Consider the following 18,302-nt stretch of genomic DNA (forward strand, 5'->3'; position numbering starts at 1 on the left):
TGCGTGAAAGCCCTGCGTAGGTTCACCGTCCGTGCTCACCTGCCCGCCAGGCTCTCAGCGCTGGGTCGGCTCGCGACCAATCTGCGGTGGTCGTGGGACAAACCGACGCAGGATCTGTTCGGCGCGATCGACCCCCAGCTGTGGGTGCAGACCGGGCAGGATCCGGTGGCGCTGCTGGGCGCGGTCAGCCCCGGGCGGCTCGACGAACTGGCGCAAGATGCGTCGTTCCTGACCACCCTCGACCAACTGGCCGCCGATCTGGACGACTACCTCACCCGGCCGATGTGGTACCAGGAACAGGGCCCCCAGGACGCGTCGGGCGCCACGCCGACCAAGCCCGCCGGAATTGCCTACTTCTCCATGGAGTTCGGCGTCGCCGAGGTACTGCCCAATTATTCGGGTGGTCTGGGCATCCTGGCCGGTGACCATCTCAAGTCGGCCTCCGATCTCGGACTGCCGCTGATCGCCGTCGGCCTGTACTACCGGTCCGGCTACTTCCGGCAATCGCTGAGCGCCGACGGTTGGCAGCACGAGAACTATCCCTCGCTGGATCCGCAGGGACTGCCGCTGCGGTTGCTCACCAACGCCGCCGGTGCACCGGTGCTGGTCGAACTGGCGATGCCCGACGACAAGACGCTGCGCGCCAGGGTGTGGGTGGCCCAGGTCGGCCGGATACCGCTGTTGCTGCTCGATTCCGACATCCCCGAAAACGAGCACGATCTGCGCAACGTCACCGACCGGCTCTACGGCGGCGACCAGGAGCACCGCATCAAACAGGAGTTGCTGGCCGGCATCGGCGGGGTGCGGGCTATCCGGGCCTTCGCCGCCATCGAGGGGCGTGCCGCACCCGACGTCTTCCACATGAACGAAGGCCATGCCGGGTTCCTCGGTGTCGAGCGCATCCGGGAGTACATCGCCAGCGAGAGGCTGGATTTCGACACCGCCCTGACGGTGGTGCGCTCCAGCACGGTGTTCACCACCCACACCCCGGTGCCGGCCGGGATCGACCGGTTCCCGGTGGAGATGGTGCAGCGCTATTTCGGCGACGACAGTGAGACCGGCCTGCTTCCCGGGGTGCCGGTGGAGCGGGTGCTGGCCTTCGGCGCCGAGGACGATCCGGACAAGTTCAACATGGCGCACATGGGGCTTCGGCTCGCCCAACGCGCCAATGGGGTGTCGCTGCTGCACGGCCGGGTCAGCCGGGAGATGTTCGACGAGCTGTGGCCGGGCTTCGACCCGTCGGAGGTGCCGATCGGCTCGATCACCAACGGGGTGCACGGCCCGACGTGGGCCGCCCCGCAGTGGTTGGAACTCGGCCGGGAGCTGGCCGGCTCGACCGAGGCATTGCGTGAACCCAACGTCTGGCAGCGGCTGCAGCAGGTCGGCACCGGTCATATCTGGTGGATCCGGTCACAGCTGCGTGCGTTGCTCGTCGAGGATGTCCGCGCCCGGCTGCGTCGATCGTGGCTGGAGCGCGGTGCTTCGGAGGCCGAATTAGGCTGGGTTGCAACGGCATTCGACCCAAACGTGCTGACCATCGGGTTCGCCAGGCGGGTCCCCACCTACAAGCGGCTCACGTTGATGCTGCGCGACCCGCAGCGGCTCGAGGCGCTGCTGCTCGACGAGCACAAACCCATCCAGCTGATCGTGGCCGGCAAGTCCCATCCCGCCGACGACGCGGGTAAGGCGCTCATCCAGCAGATCGTCAAGTTCGCCGACCGGCCCGAAGTACGCCATCGCATCGCCTTCCTGCCCGATTACGACATGTCCATGGCGCGCCAGCTGTACTGGGGGTGCGACGTGTGGCTGAACAATCCGCTGCGTCCGCTGGAGGCGTGCGGCACTTCGGGCATGAAGAGCGCGCTCAACGGCGGACTGAATCTGTCCATCCGCGACGGCTGGTGGGACGAGTGGTACGACGGCGAAAATGGTTGGGAGATACCGACTGCCGACGGTCTGTCCGATGAGAACCGGCGCGACGACCTGGAGGCGGCAGCGCTCTACAACCTGTTGGAGAACTCCGTTGGTCCGAGGTTCTACGACCGCGACGAGACGGGCGTGCCGAACCGCTGGGTGGAGATGGTGCGCCACACCCTCCAGGAGTTGGGGCCCAAGGTGCTGGCCTCCCGGATGGTGCGCGACTACACCGAGACCTACTACATCCCCGCCGCCGAGTCGCTGCACCGGACCAGCGCCACGGTGAACGGCCTGCCCTTCGGAGCGGCCCGTGAGCTGACCGCCTATCGGCTGCGGGCCCGGGAGGCGTGGCCGAAGATCCAGATCACCGATGTGGACAGCACCGGCCTGCCGGACACCCCGCTGTTGGGCTCGGAGCTGACGCTGACCGCCACCGTGCACCTGGCCGGGTTGGCCCCCGACGAGGTGGTGGTGCAGGCCGTGCTGGGTCGGGTGGACGCCGCCGACGCCCTGCAGGACCCGCTGTGTGTCCAGATGCAGCACACCGGCTTCGGCGACGGCGGCACCGAGGTGTTCGCCACCACCACGCCGCTGCCGGTTGCCGGGTCCGTGGGCTACACCGTTCGGGTGCTGCCGCATCATCCGTTGTTGGCCGGTGACAACGAGCTGGGTTTGGTCACGCTCGCGTAACACCCGGAGTTCGAGATCCGGTAAGTACGGCATGGGCGCCCGCTGTAGGTTCCCTACAGGGACGGTCGTCCGGCGCTGCGCGGGGCGCGCCAGTGGCGTTCCGGGAAGGCGTTCGGGGCAGTGGGTGTTCGTCGTGCGGCGTTGGTCGGGCTGGTCGGGATTGTGCTGACGGCGCCTGCACAGGCCGCGGCCGACCCGGATTCCGGTGACGTCGAAGCGGTACAGCCCGTTGCGGCTGTCGACGCCGCCCCACCGGTCGATGACGGGCGGGTGGAGTCCTCGCCGCCGGCGACCACCACCTCACCGGACGGATGGACCCTGACGGTCTCGGCCAAAGACGAGATCCAGCTGCCGGTAGCACCGCTGACCACGGCGATCTCGTCGCGGGAGTACACCGTAGGCGGCGTCTACAACGGCGCGCTGAGCGGTCCGGGTGACGCCCCGAAGGGTGTCTTCGAGGTCGGTTACCAGATCGGCTGCGGCATCGACATGAGCACCTCCAACGGCGTCTCGCTGACCGGCACGGCCGGCATCAACCCGTCGCTCGGTGTCTTCGGTCTGGACTTTCCCAACAATGCGGCCGAGGGCATCTTGCCCGGCGTCGGGGCGAACATCGGCGGCGGCATCACCGTCGGCCTCAAGCCCGGCATCATCAACCTCGTCCCGGTGACCAAGAAGGAATACAAGGGTGCGGCGCCGTGGGTGTCGATCAGCAACTTCCACGTCAAGATCGACGGCTGCGTGGGCGAGTCGTTCATCCGCTCGTACGCGACGTTGACGAAGTCGACCGACGAGGGCGACGCCATCCTGTCCTGGTACGGCGTGACCAAAAAGATCTGAGCACAACGAGACAGAACACAGCGCGAGGAATCCACCCCCGACGTCGCTGTCAGTTCTGAGTCGATGGACGACGAGCGTTACGGGAAGCGCTTGATGCAGCGCTCTTCGTCGCCGAGTACGCCGATCCGGAACGCGTCGATGCGCGAGAAACCCGCTGGCACCGACTCCCCGTTGACGTCGCTGGCGGCCAGCCCGTTGGTGAGCAGACCCGAGACCGCCTCGTCGATGTCGCCGGCGGTGAGCGCGACGGTGTTGCCGTCGGGAGTGGTGACTTCCTTGGACATCTTGGTGGTGGCCACACCGGTCAGACAGGCGGTGCGCAGGCCGGCCTCGGCGTTGTCGAGCACCAGGCCGCCGCGTTCGTGCTGCAACGCCAGCATGTAGCGCGACACCAGGACCGAATAGGCGGTGTTGTCGCCGGTCACCAGGACGTTCTCCTGGCCCTCGGTGGAGGCGCCCATCTTCTCCAGCTCCGGCAGGTCCACCGCGATGGTGTCCGTTGCCGGGCAGTACGACACCGGCGAGCTGGGCCGGGCGTCCGGGCATCTCGCCGCCGCCGCGGCATCGAAGCTGAGCTGTGGCGGATTCTTCGGCGGGAACAGGATGTTCATCGCCTCGACGATGGAGCGCACCGATTCCTCGCTCACCGGCCACTCGCCGGTCTGGTCCGACTGCAGTTCGACCGGCAGGTCGCCCCGGCGCTGGCCGATCTCCTTGGCGTCGATCGTCGCGCAGGACGACGGTCCGTCGGTGAAGCCGAACTGGAACGCCGAGATTCGTTCGAAGGCCGAGCCGTGTTCGTCGCCGGATTGGAGGTAATCGTCCTGGCTCAGCAGCGGATCCCGGAAGGAAATCATCGCCGCCAGCAGATTGTTGAGTCCGTCGCCGGTGGACAGGGTGAACCGTGGTGAGTTGCCCTCGGCCACCCAGCGCATGTAGGCCCCGGAGAAGCAGTCGGCCTGCTGCTCGGCCACCAGCGTCGGGGTGCCCTTCTTGTTCAGCTTGGCCATCTTCTGGATCGCGTGCCCGTACTCGTGGGCCAGCACCATGGTGATGGCCATGTCGCCGTTGGCGCTGCGCAGTGCAGGCAACAGCACCCCGCGATCCCAGCCTATGGTGTTGTCGTCCTCGCAGAAGGCGGCGTTGATCAGCCCGGCGGTCGATTCGTCGCAGAACGTGCCGTCGTAGTCGTCGGAATTCCACGACACCAGCGCTTCCACCGGCGCGAACTCGCCGCTGAAGGTGTCGCCGTAGGCGCCCTGCCAGTACGCCTCCAGATCGCTGACCGACTGCGCAGCGATCTCGTCGTCCTTGCCGTCGTCGGTGCCCTCCACATTGCGGGTCGGTTTCTCGGCATCGGAGCGCAGGCCGCTGGTGCCGTCGACGGCCTGCAGGCCGCCGACCTTGAAGGGGTCGCTGAACACCGAGACGGCATTGCCCGAGACGGTCGTGCCGCAGCCGGCGAGCAGCGCGACGACCGCAGCCAGGGCCAGGAGACGGCCCGGGTGTCGTGGGCGCATATGGGCCACCTCGTGGGTCAGGGCCGGCGGTCCGCGGCGTCGAAGTTGGCTCTCACCATAGTGCCGCGCCGGTGCCCTGAGTGGTGATCGGCCGGCGACCGGTCACTGCGTGGGTTCGGCGCACAACCGGTGTAGCGCCTGCCGGACACGCTCGGGGTCGGTGGTGGTCCAGAACGGCGGCAGAGACGCGCGCAGGTAGCCCCCGTACCGTGCCGTCGCCATCCGGGAGTCGAGCACGGCGACCACTCCGCGGTCCTCCGAGCGGCGCAGCAGCCGGCCTGCCCCCTGTGCCAGCAGCAGGGCGGCGTGGGCCGCGGCCACCGCCATGAACCCGTTGCCGCCGCGCGCCGCGATGGCTCGTTGTCGCGCGGTCAAAAGCGGATCGTCGGGGCGGGGGAACGGAATGCGGTCGATCAGCACCAGGGATAGCGACGGGCCGGGCACGTCGACGCCCTGCCACAGTGACAGCGTGCCGAACAACGACGTCTGCGGGTCGGCGGCGAACCGGTCCACCAGTGCGGCGGTGCCGTCGTCGCCCTGGCAGAGAATCGGGGTGTCGATCCGTGTGCGCAGCGCCTCGGCAGCGGCCTTCGCGGCGCGCATCGAGGAGAACAGGCCCAGGGTGCGGCCACCGGCCGCGGTCATCAGCGCGGTGACCTCGTCGAGGAATTCGGGCGAGCCGGCGCCGTCTCGACCGGGTGGTGGCAGGTGCGCGGCGATGTAGAGGATCCCGGACTTGGCGTGCTCGAACGGCGAGCCGACGTCCAGGCCCCGCCAGGGCGGTCCATCTTGCAGGCCCCAGTCGCCGGCCATCGCGTCGAACGAGCCGCCGACGGTCAGTGTCGCCGAGGTCAGCACCGCCGTCGCGTCGGCGAACAGCCGGGTGCGCATCAGACCCGCCACCGACAGCGGCGCCACCCGCAGCACCGGCCGGGTCGGGGAGCCACCCCGCGTGGTATTGCTACCGGTGCCGCGCACTTCCTCGTGGTCCAGCCACACCACGTCGGTGCGGTCGGGGATGGCTGGGACGAACGAATCGAGCACCCGGGCTGCGGTGTCGGCGATCTCGGTGAGTGACGCGATGGCCTCGCTGCGGGCCGCGGCCGCCTTGGGATCGCGTGGCGCCGGGTCGATGTCGCCGCGCGCCGCGCTGGCCGCGTCCCGCAGCGCGGTGAGATAGGTGGCCAGCTCCTCGTCGAGGTGGTCCATCCGGCCGGGCTGGGCATCGTGGATCGCCGAGGAGAAAGTCGCCACGGCGGCTTCCATCCGCTGGCCGAGCTCGGGGCGGACCAGTCGCGCGATGCGCCGCAGCGCGACACCGAGCGGGGCAGGTGTCAGCTCGCCGGTGGCCACCGAGGTGACCCGGTCGACCAGTTCGTGGGCCTCGTCGACGATCAGGTAGTTGTGCTCGGGCAGCACCGAGGCATCGGCGATCGCGTCGATCGCCAGCAGCGCGTGGTTGGTGACGACGATCTGGGCGCGACCGGCCTCACCCCGCGCGCGCTCGGAGAAGCAGTCGGTGCCGTAGGGGCAGCGCGCCATCCCCAGGCACTCCCGCGCCGAGACGCTGACCTGCGCCCATGACCGCTCCGGCACGCCTGGGCTCAGCTCGTCGCGGTCCCCGGTCTCGGTGGACGACGCCCATTCGGTCAGTCGGGCCACATCGCGCCCCAACGCGGTGGCGGCCACCGGGGCGAAGAGCTCCTCCTGCGGGGCATCAGCGCCCTCGTCGCTGGAACCGTTGTGAATCTTGTTCAGGCACAAATAGTTTCGGCGACCTTTGAGTAGCGCATGGCGTGGCCGTTTGGGCAGGGACGTGGCGAGGGCATCGATGAGCCGGGGCAGGTCGCGGTCGACGAGCTGACGTTGCAGGGCGATGGTCGCCGTCGACACCACCACGGGGGAGTCCTCGGCGACCGCCCGGGCGATCGCAGGCACCAGGTAGGCCAGCGACTTGCCCGTTCCGGTGCCGGCCTGCACCGCCAGGTGCTCGCCGGTGGCGAACGCATGTGCCACCGCCTCGGCCATCTGCACCTGGCCGGGTCGTTCGGTGCCGCCCAGGGCGGCGACTGCCGTCGCCAGCAACTCGGTCACCGGCGGGAGTTCGTCGCTGCTCACCGCGGGCGCACCGGCACTTGCCGGGTCGGGATCGCCGGCTCGCCGGCCGACAGGGCCAGGCCCTCCCAGGGCAGGCTGCGTAACCCGTCGGCCACCCGCGCCCGCGCGGCCGCCAGATCCGGCGCGTCGAGGACCTGACCACCCCGCACCAGCGGGACCGTCAGCGTCCGCGCCGGCTCGGTCACCCGTGGTGGTGCGTCCACCGGGTGGATCACCTCCTCGACGACCGTCCCGGTCGGCCGGGACAACCGCAGTGCCGCTTTGCGCCCGCCGTGGGATTCCTTACGGCTGCTGCGTTTTTCCACCGGCAGACCGTCGACCTCGACCAGCTTGTAGACCATGCTGGCAGTGGGCGCGCCCGAGCCGGTGACCACCGAGGTGCCGACGCCGTAGCTGTCGACCGGATCGGCGCGCAACGCGGCGATGGAATATTCGTCGAGATCGCCGGAGACCACGATCTGCGTTTCGGTGGCACCCAGGTCGTCGAGCTGGGCGCGCACCCGCCGGGCCAGCACGCCGAGGTCACCGGAGTCGATGCGCACCGCACCCAGGCCGGTGCCCGCCACCGCGATCGCGTTGGCCACCCCCGCGGTCACGTCGTAGGTGTCGACCAGCAGCGTGGTTTCGACGCCGAGGGCGTCGATCTGCGCGCGGAACGCCGCCTGCTCCCACTTGTCTGTTCTTCGCCCGAGAGGCTCATCACCGGGTCCGGCGGCGGTCGTGTGCAGCATCGTGAACGCATGCGCGCTGGTGCCCAGCGCGGGGATGCCGTAGCGGCGGTTCGCCTCGAGGTTCGACGTGCCGGCGAACCCGGCGAGGTACGCCGCGCGTGCCGCCGCGACAGCGGCGCGTTCGTGGGTACGCCGTGAGCCCATCTCGATCAGCGGCCGGCCGGCGGCGGCGCTGACCATGCGCGCGGCCGCCGAGGCGATCGCGGTGTCGTGGTTGAAGATCGACAGCGCCAGCGTTTCCAGGAGCACGCATTCGGCGAACGTGCCGGTGACCGACAGAACCGGGGAGCCGGGGAAATACAGCTCGCCTTCCGGGTAGCCGTCGACGTCGCCGCCGAAGCGGAATCCGCGCAGGAAGTCCAATGTCGCCGCATCCAGGAACGAGGCCAGCGAATCCAGTGCCTCGGCGTCGAAAACGAACTCGCCCAATGCTTCAAGGAACCGTCCGGTCCCGGCGACCACGCCGTAGCGCCGGCCGTCGGGCAGCCGGCGGGCGAACACCTCGAAGGTGGTCCTGCGACCGGCCGTGCCGTCGCGCAGCGCGGCGGCCAGCATGGTCAGCTCGTATTTGTCCGTCAGCAGGGCGGCGGTCACAGCGCAACGGTAACGGCTGACTGCCGCCGGGGATACGGCGCTCGGCGGTGCGAGGGTGGCTCGCTATCCTTATTCGCATGAGCTCGCAAGCGGCTCCGACCCGGCCGGGCACCAGCGGAGAGCAACATACTGATTCCGTCGCTGCCCTGGACAGCCCGTGGGTCACCATCGTCTGGGACGACCCGGTCAATCTGATGAACTACGTGACCTACGTCTTTCAGAAGTTGTTCGGCTACAGCGAGCCGCAGGCCACCAAGTTGATGCTGCAGGTTCACCACGAAGGCAAGGCCGTCGTATCGTCGGGCAGCCGGGAATCCATGGAAGTCGACGTGTCGAAGCTGCATGCCGCCGGGTTGTGGGCCACCATGCAGCAGGATCGCTGAGCATCGGCAGTCTTCGGCAGTGAAGGAAGAACGTGCGCAAATGGAAGCGGATCGACACCGCTGAGGGTCCCCGTTTCCGGTCGGCGCTGGCGCCCCACGAGGTGGCGCTGCTGAGGAACATGGTGCTCTCGGTGCAGGGGATGCTCGACGAGCGGGAGGCCGCCACGCCACCGGATCCGTTGGAGCAGATCACCGGAATCCGCACCGGCAACTCCCAGCCGCCCGAAGACTCCACGCTGAGACGGCTGCTGCCGGACTTCTTCAAGCCACAGCGCGATCATCCGGCCGGTTCGGCGGCCGCCGAAAGCCTCAACGGAGCGCTGCGCAGCCTGCACGAGCCGGACATCATCGAGGCCAAAAAGGCTGCTGCCCATCGTCTTCTGGACACCCTCCCCGACGGTGGGGGCCGGTTCGAGATCACCGAGGCCGACGCGAACGCCTGGATCTCGGCGGTCAACGACGTTCGGCTGGCCCTGGGCGCCATGCTGGAGATCGGCCCGGAGGGACCTGACCGGCTGCCGGCCGACCATCCGCTGGCCGGACACCTCGACGTCTATCAGTGGCTGACCGTGCTCCAGGAGTATCTGGTGCTGGGGTTGATGGGCAAGCCGATCCGATGAGCAGCCCCGCGAGCCCCGGTTCGATCACCGACGTGGCCGGCATTTTGGTCGGTCACCATCAGCGGCTGGACGACGATGCCACGCTGGGGTCGGGTTGGGCCTGCGGCACCACCGTGGTCTTGGCGCCGCCGGGAACCGTCGGCGCCGTCGACGTGCGTGGCGGTGCTCCGGGCAGCCGCGAGACGGACCTGCTCGACCCGTCGAACAGCGTGCGACACGTCGACGCCGTCGTGTTGACTGGCGGCAGCGCCTACGGGCTGGCCGCGGCCGACGGTGTCATGACGTGGCTCGAGGAGCACGACCGTGGGGTCGCCATGGACGGCGGCGTGGTCCCGATAGTTCCTGCCGCCGTGATTTTTGATCTTCCCGTGGGGGGCTGGGGGTGCCGGCCGACGGCCGAATTCGGCTACGCGGCCGTGCAGGCCGCCAGCGTCGACGTCGAAGTAGGCACCGTCGGTGCGGGGGTCGGGGCGCGGGCCGCGGTGCTCAAGGGTGGTGTCGGCACCGCGTCGACCATGCTCGAGTCCGGGGTGACGGTCGGTGCGATCGTGGTGGTCAACAGCGCCGGCAACGTCGTCGACCCAGCCACCGGCCTGCCCTGGATGTCCCACCTGGTCGCCGAGTTCGGCCTGCGCACGCCGCCCGCCGAGCAGATCGCCGCACTTGCCGCCCTGGACGCGGAATCCGGTCCGCTCAACACCACCATCGCGGTCGTCGCCACCGATGCCGCGCTGAGCCCGGCGGCGTGCCGGCGCTTCGCCGTCGCCGCTCAGGACGGGTTGGCCCACACCATCCGGCCGGCCCACACCCCGCTCGACGGGGACACCGTCTTCGCCTTGGCGACCGGCGTGGTCCCGCTCGAACCGGCGCCGGACACCCCGCTGGCGATGGTGCCCGAGACCAAGCCGCTGGCCCGGCTCGGCGCGGCGGCGGCAGACTGTCTTGCACGCGCGGTGATCGTCGCAGTGATGGCGGCGCAGGGCGCCGCAGGAATACCCGCCTACCGCGACGTGTTGCCTGGTGCGTTCGACACGCGCTGACCGCTGGGAGGATTCGCACCGTGTTGGTGATCCGTGCCGACCTCGTCGAGGCCATGGTCGCTCACGCCCGCGCCGATCACCCGGATGAAGCCTGTGGAGTGCTCGCCGGCCCGGACGGCTCCGACCGCCCCGAGCGGCACGTCGCGATGCTCAACGCCGAACGTTCGCCGACGTTCTACCGCTTCGATTCCGGCGAGCAGCTCAAGGTGTGGCGGGCCATGGACGACCTCGACGAGGCCCCGATCGTCCTCTACCACTCGCACACGGCCACCGAGGCCTACCCGAGCCGCACCGACATCGCGTATGCGTCCGAGCCCGAGGCGCATTACGTGCTGGTGTCCACCCGCGACCCGGACCGGGACGAGGTACGCAGCTATCGCATCTGCGACGGGGCGGTCGAGGAAGAACCGATCACCATCGTCAAGCACTATGCCGAGCACCATCAGGAAGGCTCCCCATGAGTGTCACCGTGTCCATCCCGACGATCCTGCGTGCCCACACCGGCGGTGAGAAGCGGGTCAGCGCCAGCGGCGAAACGCTCGCGGCGGTGATCACCGACCTCGAGGCCAACTATTCCGGGATCTCGGAGCGGCTGATGGAGGGCGGCAAGCTGAACCGGTTCGTCAACATCTATGTCAACGACGAGGACGTCCGGTTCTCCGGCGGGCTGGATACCGGCGTCGCCGACGGTGACTCCGTGACGATCCTGCCCGCGGTGGCCGGCGGATGAACGGGGCGGGAACGCAGTGACGCGCTACGAGTCACTGATCCGCGCGGTCGGTGACACCCCACTGGTGGGGTTGCCACGGCTGTCGCCGCTCTGGGACGACGGCCACGACCGGCCACATGTGCGGCTGTGGGCCAAGCTTGAGGACCGCAACCCCACCGGGTCGATCAAGGATCGCCCCGCGTTGCGGATGATCGAACAGGCCGAGCGGGACGGATCGTTGAGACCGGGGGCGACGATTCTGGAACCCACCAGCGGCAACACCGGCATCTCACTGGCGATGGCCGCCCGCCTCAAGGGCTACCGGGTGATCTGCGTGATGCCGGAGAACACCTCGATCGAGCGACGGCAGATCCTCGAGCTGTACGGCGCGGAGATCATCTCCTCGCCCGCCGAAGGCGGATCCAACACCGCGGTGGCGACCGCCAAACGGCTGGCCGGTGAGCACCCCGACTGGCTCATGCTCTACCAGTACGGCAATCCGGCCAACGCCGACGCCCACTACGACGGCACCGGACCCGAGCTGCTGAAGGACCTGCCCGAGATCACCCACTTCGTCGCCGGGCTCGGGACGACCGGCACGCTGATGGGTGCCGGGCGCTACCTGCGCGAGCACGTCGACGACATCCAGATCGTCGCAGCCGAACCGCGTTACGGCGAAGGCGTCTATGCGCTGCGCAACATCGATGAGGGATTCATCCCCGAGCTCTACGACCCCGACGTACTAACCACCCGCTTCTCTGTGGGCTCGGCCGACGCGCTGCGCCGTACCCGCGAACTGGTCCGCGTGGAGGGCATCTTCGCCGGCATCTCCACCGGTGCCATCCTGCATGCCGCGCTCGGGGTGGCGACCAAGGCGCTCAAAGCCGGTCAGCGCGCCGATGTCGCCTTCACCGTCTGCGACGCCGGATGGAAGTATCTGTCGACCGGTGCCTACGCCGGTAGCCTTGACGAAGCCGAGGAAGCGCTGGAAGGCCAGCTCTGGGCGTGACTGCGGAGGCGGGACGACGATGAATCAGCCGTTGGGCTATTCGGTGAGCCCGCCGCCACCGCCGCGCAAACCGCCGGCCTGGAAGGTCGGCGGCACCGCGATCGTGTCGTTCGTGGTGCTGCTCTACCTCATCGAGCTCGTCGACCAACTGTCCGGACATTCGCTGGACCGCAACGGGATCCGGCCGCTGGAAGCCGACGGCCTGTGGGGCATCGTCTTCGCTCCTGTGCTGCACGCCAACTGGCAGCACCTGGCCGCCAACACCGTTCCGGCACTGGTGCTCGGGTTCCTGGTCACCCTGGCGGGGATGTCGCGGTTCGTCTGGGCCACCGCGATCATCTGGATCGTCGGCGGGTTCGGGACCTGGCTGATCGGTGACCTCGGCTGTGGGCTGGAGACCAACCACATCGGCGCGTCCGGGCTGATCTTCGGCTGGTTGGCGTTTCTGCTGGTGTTCGGGTGGTTCACCCGCCACGTCTGGTGGATCGTCACCGGCATCGTCGTGCTGTTCGTGTACGGCGGCGTGCTCTGGGGGGCCGTTCCGGAACTGAACCGCTGCGGCGGGGTGTCCTGGCAGGGGCATCTGTGCGGTGCGATCGCTGGGGTGCTGGCCGCCTATTGGCTGTCCGGACCGGAACGTAGCGCGCGCGAACGCAAGAAGGCGGGCCCGCTGCCCGGTCTGCGGTCATGAGCGACCGCTTCGCCCCGATCGGGATCTTCGACTCCGGGGTGGGTGGGCTCACGGTCGCCCGCTCGATCATCGACCAGCTGCCCGACGAGGCGATCGTCTACGTCGGTGACACCGCCAACGGGCCGTACGGGCCGTTGAGCATTCCCGAGATCCGGGCGCATGCGCTGGCCATCGGTGACGACCTGGTCGAGCGCGGGGTCAAGGTGCTCGTGATCGCATGCAACACCGCGTCGTCGGCGTGCCTGCGCGATGCCCGGGAACGCTACGACGTGCCCGTCGTCGAGGTCATCCTGCCGGCCGTGCGGCGCGCGGTGGCCACCACCCGGACCGGGCGCATCGGTGTCATCGGAACCCAGGCGACCATCGCCTCGTCGGCCTACCAGGACGCCTTCGCCGCCGCCCGCGACATCGAGGTCACCGCGGTGGCATGCCCCCGGTTCGTCGACTTCGTCGAGCGCGGTGTCACGAGCGGACGCCAGGTGCTCAACCTGGCCGAGGGCTACCTGGAACCGTTGCAGCGGGCCGAGGTCGACACGTTGGTGCTGGGCTGCACGCACTATCCGTTGCTATCCGGCCTGATTCAGCTGGCCATGGGGGAGTCGGTGACGCTGGTGTCCTCCGCCGAGGAAACCGCCAAGGACGTGGTGAAGGTGCTCACCGAGCAGGACCTGCTGCGTCCGCACTCGGACAAAGCGGGTGCCGGCGGCCGCCGCATCTTCGAGGCGACCGGCGACCCGGAGGCGTTCCTGGCTCTGGCGGCCCGCTTCCTCGGGCCGGCACTCACCGGCGTGCGTCCCGTCCGGCGTCACGTCGGCACGCCGAAGTGATTCTCGAATCGAAACCCGTGATGTTTTCCTCTTCAGGCAACTGGGCATGGCAAGCTGGTGGTTGTGCGAATCACCGTTCTCGGTTGCTCCGGCAGTGTTGTCGGGCCTGATTCGCCGGCGTCTGGCTACCTGCTGACGGCCCCGGACACCCCGCCGCTGGTGCTCGATTTCGGCGGCGGAGTTCTCGGCGCGCTCCAGCGCTACGCCGACCCCAACGAAGTCCACGTCCTGCTCTCGCATCTGCACGCCGATCACTGCCTGGATCTTCCCGGCCTGTTCGTGTGGCGGCGTTACCACCCCTCGCCGGCCAGGGGTCGCGGCATCATGTACGGCCCCAGCGACACGTGGACACGGCTGGCGGCGGCGTCCTCGCCGCTGGGTGGTGAGCTCGACGACTTCTCCGACATCTTCGAGATCCGGCACTGGTCGGATGGTCAGCCCGTGCAGTTCGGTGCGCTCACCGTCCTGCCGCGCCTGGTGAGCCATCCGACGGAGTCGTTCGGCATGCGCTTCACCGACCCATCCGGCGCGACCCTGGTCTACAGCGGTGATACCGGCGTCTGTGAATCCCTGGTCGAGTTGGCCAGGGGCGCGGACACGTTCCTGTGCGAGGCGTCCTGGACCCACGGCCCGGACCGCCCGCCACATCTGCACTTGTCGGGTACCGAGGCCGGGCAGATAGCGAAACGCGCCGGCGTCGGTGAGCTGTTGTTGACCCACATCCCGCCGTGGACGTCGCGCGAGGATGTCATCAGCGAGGCCAAGGCGGAGTTCGACGGACCGGTGCACGCGGTGGTGTGCGGCGAGACCATCGACGTCCGCCGGCCCTGAGCGTCCCCGGCCGGCCGCGAGCGTGCACTAGCCGCACCCTCGGTTCGTCCCCGCCACGCGTTAGGGTTGCCCGGTGTCCCGACGACAAGACGGCAGGCTCGATGACGAGCTACGGCCGGTAGAGATCACCCGCGGCTTCACCGCCCACCCGGCCGGTTCAGTCCTCATCACCTTCGGCCAGACCCGGGTGATGTGCACCGCCAGCGTCACCGAGGGCGTGCCCCGCTGGCGCAAGGGTTCCGGGCAGGGCTGGCTGACCGCCGAGTACGCGATGCTGCCCGCCGCGACCCACACCCGCTCCGACCGCGAGTCGGTCAAGGGCCGCCTCGGTGGTCGTACCCAGGAGATCAGCCGACTGGTCGGGCGGTCCCTGCGCGCCTGCATCGATCTGGCTGCGCTGGGCGAGAACACGATCGCGATCGACTGCGATGTGCTGCAGGCCGACGGCGGCACGCGCACCGCGGCGATCACCGGCGCTTACGTCGCGCTGTCCGACGCAGTGACCTATCTGGCGGCCGCGGGCCGGCTGTCCGACCCGCGCCCGCTGTCGTGCGCCATCGCCGCGGTCAGCGTTGGCGTGGTCGACGGCCGGGTGCGCGTCGACCTGCCCTACGAAGAGGACTCCCGCGCCGAGGTCGACATGAACGTGGTCGCCACCGACACCGGCACGCTCGTCGAGGTCCAGGGCACCGGTGAGGGCGCGACGTTCCCGCGCTCGACACTGGACAAGATGCTCGACGCCGCACTAGGCGCATGCGAGACGCTGTTCACGGTGCAGCGTGAGGCGCTGGCGCTGCCGTATCCCGGCGTGTTGCCGGACGGACCGCCGTCGAAGAAGGCGTTCGGCTCGTGACGTCGGCGCTGGTGCGGCCCGGCGCCGGCGCGTGACGACCGTCCTGGTCGCCAGCCGCAACGCCAAGAAGCTGGCCGAACTGCGCCGAGTCCTCGACGCCGCCGGCGTTGCCGGGCTGACGCTGGTATCGCTCGACGATGTGCCCCCGTTTCCCGAAGCCCCGGAGACCGGCGCCACCTTCGAGGAGAACGCGCTGGCCAAGGCGCGCGACGGGTACGCGGCCACCGGCCTGCCCACTGTCGCCGACGATTCGGGACTGGAAATCACAGCGCTCAACGGCATGCCGGGGGTTCTTTCGGCGCGATGGGCTGGACGACAGGGCACGCCGGATGCCGATGTCGCCAACTACGAACTGCTGCTGGCGCAGCTGCGTGACGTGCCCGACGATCGGCGCTCGGCGGCCTTCGTGTCGGCCTGCGCTCTGGTCCACGGACCGGCCGACACCGACAGCACGGTGGTGCGGGGACAGTGGCCCGGGATGTTGGCGCGGGAGCCGCGGGGAGACGGCGGATTCGGCTACGACCCGGTGTTTATCCCGGACGGTGAAACCCGCAGTGCCGCCGAGTTGAGCCCGGCAGAGAAGGACGCCGCATCGCATCGCGGCCGGGCGCTCACGCTGCTGCTGCCGGCGCTACGCACTCTCGCCGGCTGAGACACCGCCACGCATCCGGGGCAGCTGCTGGGTGATGATGCTGGGGTGGGGCGGCGTAGCGTCCGGGCGGCGCACCCCGGCATCCTGATCGCCGTTCTGGCGGCCGCCGGAATCAGTGTGTCGCTGATGCAGACGTTGATCATCCCGCTGGTTCCCGAGCTGCCAGCGCTGCTGAACACCAACCCCGCCAATGCGTCATGGGCGATCACGGTGACGTTGTTGACCGCCGCTGTGACGACACCGGTGTTCGGCCGGCTCGGCGACCTGTACGGCCCTAAGCCGATCCTGATGATCTGCGCGGTGGCGCTGACGCTCGGGTCGCTGGTCGCGGCGACGACGAGTTCGCTAATGCCGTTCATCGTCGGGCGCGGTCTGCAGGGGCTCGGCATTCCGATCATCCCGCTGGCCATCAGCGTCCTGCGCGCGGCGGTGCCGGCCGAGCGGGTCGGCTCGGCGATGGGATTGATCAGTGCCTCGCTGGGGGTGGGCGGCGCGCTGGGTCTGCCGTTGGCAGCCCTGATCGCCGGGCATGCCGACTGGCACGCGCTGTTCTGGTTCGCCACCGGTCTCGGCGTGTGCACGCTGCTGCTGGTCGTTGTTGTGGTGCCCCGGATCCCGGCCAGCTCGGTGGGCCGGCTCGACCCGCTGGGGACGCTGTTGCTGGCGATCGGCCTGGTGACGTTGTTGCTGGCGATCTCCAAGGGCTCGGCCTGGGGGTGGACCAGTGCGACCACCGGGACACTGATCGGCACGTCGCTGGTGGTGTTCGCGGTGTTCGCTCGCTGGCAATTTCACACCGCCTCGCCGGTGGTCGACCTGCGCACGACACTGAACCGCCCGGTGCTAAGCACCAATATCGCTTCGGTGGCAATCGGTTTCGCGATGTTCGCCATGTCGCTGATCGGTCCGCAGATCCTCGAGATGCCCGCCGCGACCGGGTTCGGCCTCGGGCAGTCGATGCTGCTCGCGGGTCTGTGGATGGCTCCCGGCGGCCTGGCGATGATGATCGCCGCGCCCATCGCCGCCCGGATCGCCGACCACCGCGGACCGAGGTTCACCTTGATCGTTGGCGGCCTGCTGATCGCCGGTGCCTATGCGGCGGGCTTCTTCCTGCTGACCAGTCCGGCGCATGTCATGGTGTTCAACGCCCTCATCAGCCTGGGCGTCGGGTTCGCCTACGCATCCATGCCTGCGCTGATCAACGCGGCGGTGCCGATATCGGAAACGGCCGCGGCCAACGGCGTCAACGCGCTGGCGCGCTCGCTGGGCACCGCCGTGTCAAGCGCGGTGATCGGTGCGGTATTGGCCACGATCACGACGTCGTACGCCGATCATGCAGTGCCGTCGCTGGCCGCATTCCGGACGGCGGTCCTGGTGGCCGCAGCCGTGGCCGGGCTCGCCGTCGCCATCGCCCTCACCATCCCGACCCCCGCCCGGCCCGAGGCCGCCGCCGCGGACGTCAGATCCGAGGATGCCGACGAAGGCGACGCCCTTATCAGAGGCCGAAGCGGGTCTTGAGCTCGCGGGTCTGCACCTGCTCGACGATGATGCCCAGCAGCGGGACGGTGCCGGCCAACAGCACGCCGATGGTCTTGGCGATCGGCCAGCGGACCTTCACCGCCAGGTTGGCGGTGAACAACAGATAGATGAAATACACCCAGCCGTGCACCACGCCGATCCACGTCGGCGGGTTGTCCACTTTCACGACGTAGCGCAACACGATCTCGTAGCACAGCGCGATCAGCCAGACGCCGGTCGTCCACGCCAGAATTCGGTAGCCCAACAGCGCATTGCGCAGCTTCTCGATGGGCACGGTCGGCTGGGCGTGCGCTTCGGGGGTCTCGGGTGCACTCATGCGGTGGTCCTGTTCTGGTTCTCGGACTCGGCCTTGTCGGCCTCGGCCAGCTCGGCGAGATAAGCGTTGTATTCACGCATTACGGGGTCGACATTGGCATCGGCGGATGGCGCTGGCGCCGTTGGCCGTTCGGGCAGCAGCCCCGCGGGGATCTCGGTGATCGAGTCGGTGGCCGACGGGGGCTCGGGTGGGGCATCCTCGTAGCGGACGAACTTGCGGTAGGCGTACACACAGAAGCCGGCGAACATCGGCCACTGCAGGGCATAGCCCAGGTTCTGGAAGCTGCCCGACGTCGACTCGAATCTGCTCCACTGCCACCAACCCAGGGCCAGGCAGCCGCTCGCGGCGATCATCACGAGGATGATCAGCCCGAATCGGCGCCGGCGGGTGGTAGACACCCCACGACGGTACCGCGAGCTGAC

The 18,302-nt window shown here is 69.0% G+C and carries 19 protein-coding genes; 14 read left to right on the top strand and 5 right to left on the bottom strand.

Annotation, left to right across the window (positions count from 1 at the left end; all coding sequences use genetic code 11):
- Positions 1 to 3 precede the first annotated feature (3 nt).
- Entirely contained in the window at positions 4 to 2,607 is a 2,604-nt protein-coding gene (glgP, locus tag ACXDF8_RS23540; protein ID WP_457225687.1) for an alpha-glucan family phosphorylase, read from the top strand.
- Positions 2,608 to 2,727: 120 nt separating this feature from the next.
- Complete coding sequence (locus tag ACXDF8_RS23545; protein WP_457225688.1) at positions 2,728 to 3,447, top strand: MspA family porin; 720 nt, start codon at positions 2,728 to 2,730, stop codon at positions 3,445 to 3,447.
- A gap of 77 nt (positions 3,448 to 3,524) precedes the next feature.
- Here the strand turns inward: ACXDF8_RS23545 and ACXDF8_RS23550 are convergent, their stop codons facing one another.
- The 3 genes from ACXDF8_RS23550 to ACXDF8_RS23560 form a co-directional block, all read right to left on the bottom strand.
- Positions 3,525 to 4,967, bottom strand: a complete 1,443-nt coding sequence (locus ACXDF8_RS23550) for a neutral zinc metallopeptidase (protein WP_457225689.1) — start codon at positions 4,965 to 4,967, stop codon at positions 3,525 to 3,527.
- Positions 4,968 to 5,069: 102 nt separating this feature from the next.
- Positions 5,070 to 7,061: an ATP-dependent DNA helicase gene (locus tag ACXDF8_RS23555; protein WP_457225748.1), complete on the bottom strand. Its 1,992-nt coding sequence runs from the start codon at positions 7,059 to 7,061 to the stop codon at positions 5,070 to 5,072.
- Positions 7,062 to 7,081: 20 nt separating this feature from the next.
- Positions 7,082 to 8,410 carry a nicotinate phosphoribosyltransferase gene (locus ACXDF8_RS23560; protein WP_457225690.1) on the bottom strand — a complete coding sequence of 443 codons (1,329 nt, stop codon included), beginning with the start codon at positions 8,408 to 8,410 and terminating at the stop codon, positions 7,082 to 7,084.
- Between the two features lie 77 nt (positions 8,411 to 8,487).
- Here ACXDF8_RS23560 and clpS point away from each other — a divergent pair, with 77 nt between their 5' ends.
- The 12 genes from clpS to ACXDF8_RS23620 all read left to right on the top strand — a co-directional run bounded on the left by clpS (position 8,488) and on the right by ACXDF8_RS23620 (position 17,543).
- Entirely contained in the window at positions 8,488 to 8,793 is a 306-nt protein-coding gene (gene clpS / locus ACXDF8_RS23565; protein ID WP_457225691.1) for an ATP-dependent Clp protease adapter ClpS, read from the top strand.
- A 32-nt stretch (positions 8,794 to 8,825) separates the two neighbouring features.
- A complete protein-coding gene (gene aosR / locus ACXDF8_RS23570) occupies positions 8,826 to 9,413 on the top strand; it encodes an oxidative stress transcriptional regulator AosR (RefSeq protein ID WP_457225692.1) in 588 nt (195 codons plus the stop codon).
- The gene (locus tag ACXDF8_RS23575) at positions 9,410 to 10,453 is read left to right on the top strand and encodes a P1 family peptidase (protein ID WP_457225693.1); all 1,044 of its coding nucleotides are present in this window, start codon (positions 9,410 to 9,412) and stop codon (positions 10,451 to 10,453) included. The genes aosR and ACXDF8_RS23575 overlap by 4 nt, the downstream gene beginning before the upstream one ends.
- Before the next feature lie 20 nt (positions 10,454 to 10,473).
- Positions 10,474 to 10,914, top strand: coding sequence for a M67 family metallopeptidase (locus ACXDF8_RS23580; protein WP_457225694.1), 441 nt, complete (start codon positions 10,474 to 10,476; stop codon positions 10,912 to 10,914).
- The gene (locus ACXDF8_RS23585; protein ID WP_457225695.1) at positions 10,911 to 11,183 is read left to right on the top strand and encodes a MoaD/ThiS family protein; all 273 of its coding nucleotides are present in this window, start codon (positions 10,911 to 10,913) and stop codon (positions 11,181 to 11,183) included. The genes ACXDF8_RS23580 and ACXDF8_RS23585 overlap by 4 nt, the downstream gene beginning before the upstream one ends.
- 16 nt (positions 11,184 to 11,199) lie before the next feature.
- Complete coding sequence (locus tag ACXDF8_RS23590; protein WP_457225696.1) at positions 11,200 to 12,171, top strand: PLP-dependent cysteine synthase family protein; 972 nt, start codon at positions 11,200 to 11,202, stop codon at positions 12,169 to 12,171.
- Entirely contained in the window at positions 12,062 to 12,862 is an 801-nt protein-coding gene (locus tag ACXDF8_RS23595; RefSeq protein ID WP_457225697.1) for a rhomboid family intramembrane serine protease, read from the top strand. Before ACXDF8_RS23590 ends, ACXDF8_RS23595 begins: the two co-directional genes overlap by 110 nt.
- Positions 12,859 to 13,689, top strand: coding sequence for a glutamate racemase (murI, locus tag ACXDF8_RS23600; protein ID WP_457225698.1), 831 nt, complete (start codon positions 12,859 to 12,861; stop codon positions 13,687 to 13,689). The genes ACXDF8_RS23595 and murI overlap by 4 nt, the downstream gene beginning before the upstream one ends.
- A 57-nt stretch (positions 13,690 to 13,746) precedes the next feature.
- A complete protein-coding gene (locus ACXDF8_RS23605) occupies positions 13,747 to 14,520 on the top strand; it encodes a cyclic nucleotide-degrading phosphodiesterase (protein ID WP_457225699.1) in 774 nt (257 codons plus the stop codon).
- Between the two features lie 73 nt (positions 14,521 to 14,593).
- Positions 14,594 to 15,373, top strand: a complete 780-nt coding sequence (gene rph / locus ACXDF8_RS23610) for a ribonuclease PH (RefSeq protein WP_457225700.1) — start codon at positions 14,594 to 14,596, stop codon at positions 15,371 to 15,373.
- 31 nt (positions 15,374 to 15,404) lie between these two features.
- Complete coding sequence (rdgB, locus tag ACXDF8_RS23615) at positions 15,405 to 16,025, top strand: RdgB/HAM1 family non-canonical purine NTP pyrophosphatase (protein WP_457225701.1); 621 nt, start codon at positions 15,405 to 15,407, stop codon at positions 16,023 to 16,025.
- Positions 16,026 to 16,070: 45 nt separating this feature from the next.
- On the top strand, positions 16,071 to 17,543 hold the full coding sequence (locus ACXDF8_RS23620; RefSeq protein ID WP_457225702.1) for an MFS transporter: 1,473 nt from the start codon (positions 16,071 to 16,073) through the stop codon (positions 17,541 to 17,543).
- On the opposite strand, the gene ACXDF8_RS23625 is transcribed toward ACXDF8_RS23620, so the two are convergent.
- Both ACXDF8_RS23625 and ACXDF8_RS23630 read right to left on the bottom strand, forming a co-directional pair.
- Positions 17,521 to 17,880 carry a DUF3817 domain-containing protein gene (locus tag ACXDF8_RS23625; protein ID WP_457225703.1) on the bottom strand — a complete coding sequence of 120 codons (360 nt, stop codon included), beginning with the start codon at positions 17,878 to 17,880 and terminating at the stop codon, positions 17,521 to 17,523. The genes ACXDF8_RS23620 and ACXDF8_RS23625 overlap by 23 nt on opposite strands.
- Positions 17,877 to 18,278: a hypothetical protein gene (locus ACXDF8_RS23630; RefSeq protein WP_457225704.1), complete on the bottom strand. Its 402-nt coding sequence runs from the start codon at positions 18,276 to 18,278 to the stop codon at positions 17,877 to 17,879. Before ACXDF8_RS23630 ends, ACXDF8_RS23625 begins: the two co-directional genes overlap by 4 nt.
- Positions 18,279 to 18,302 lie beyond the last annotated feature (24 nt).

This window comes from Mycolicibacterium sp. CBM1 (genome assembly GCF_054073305.1).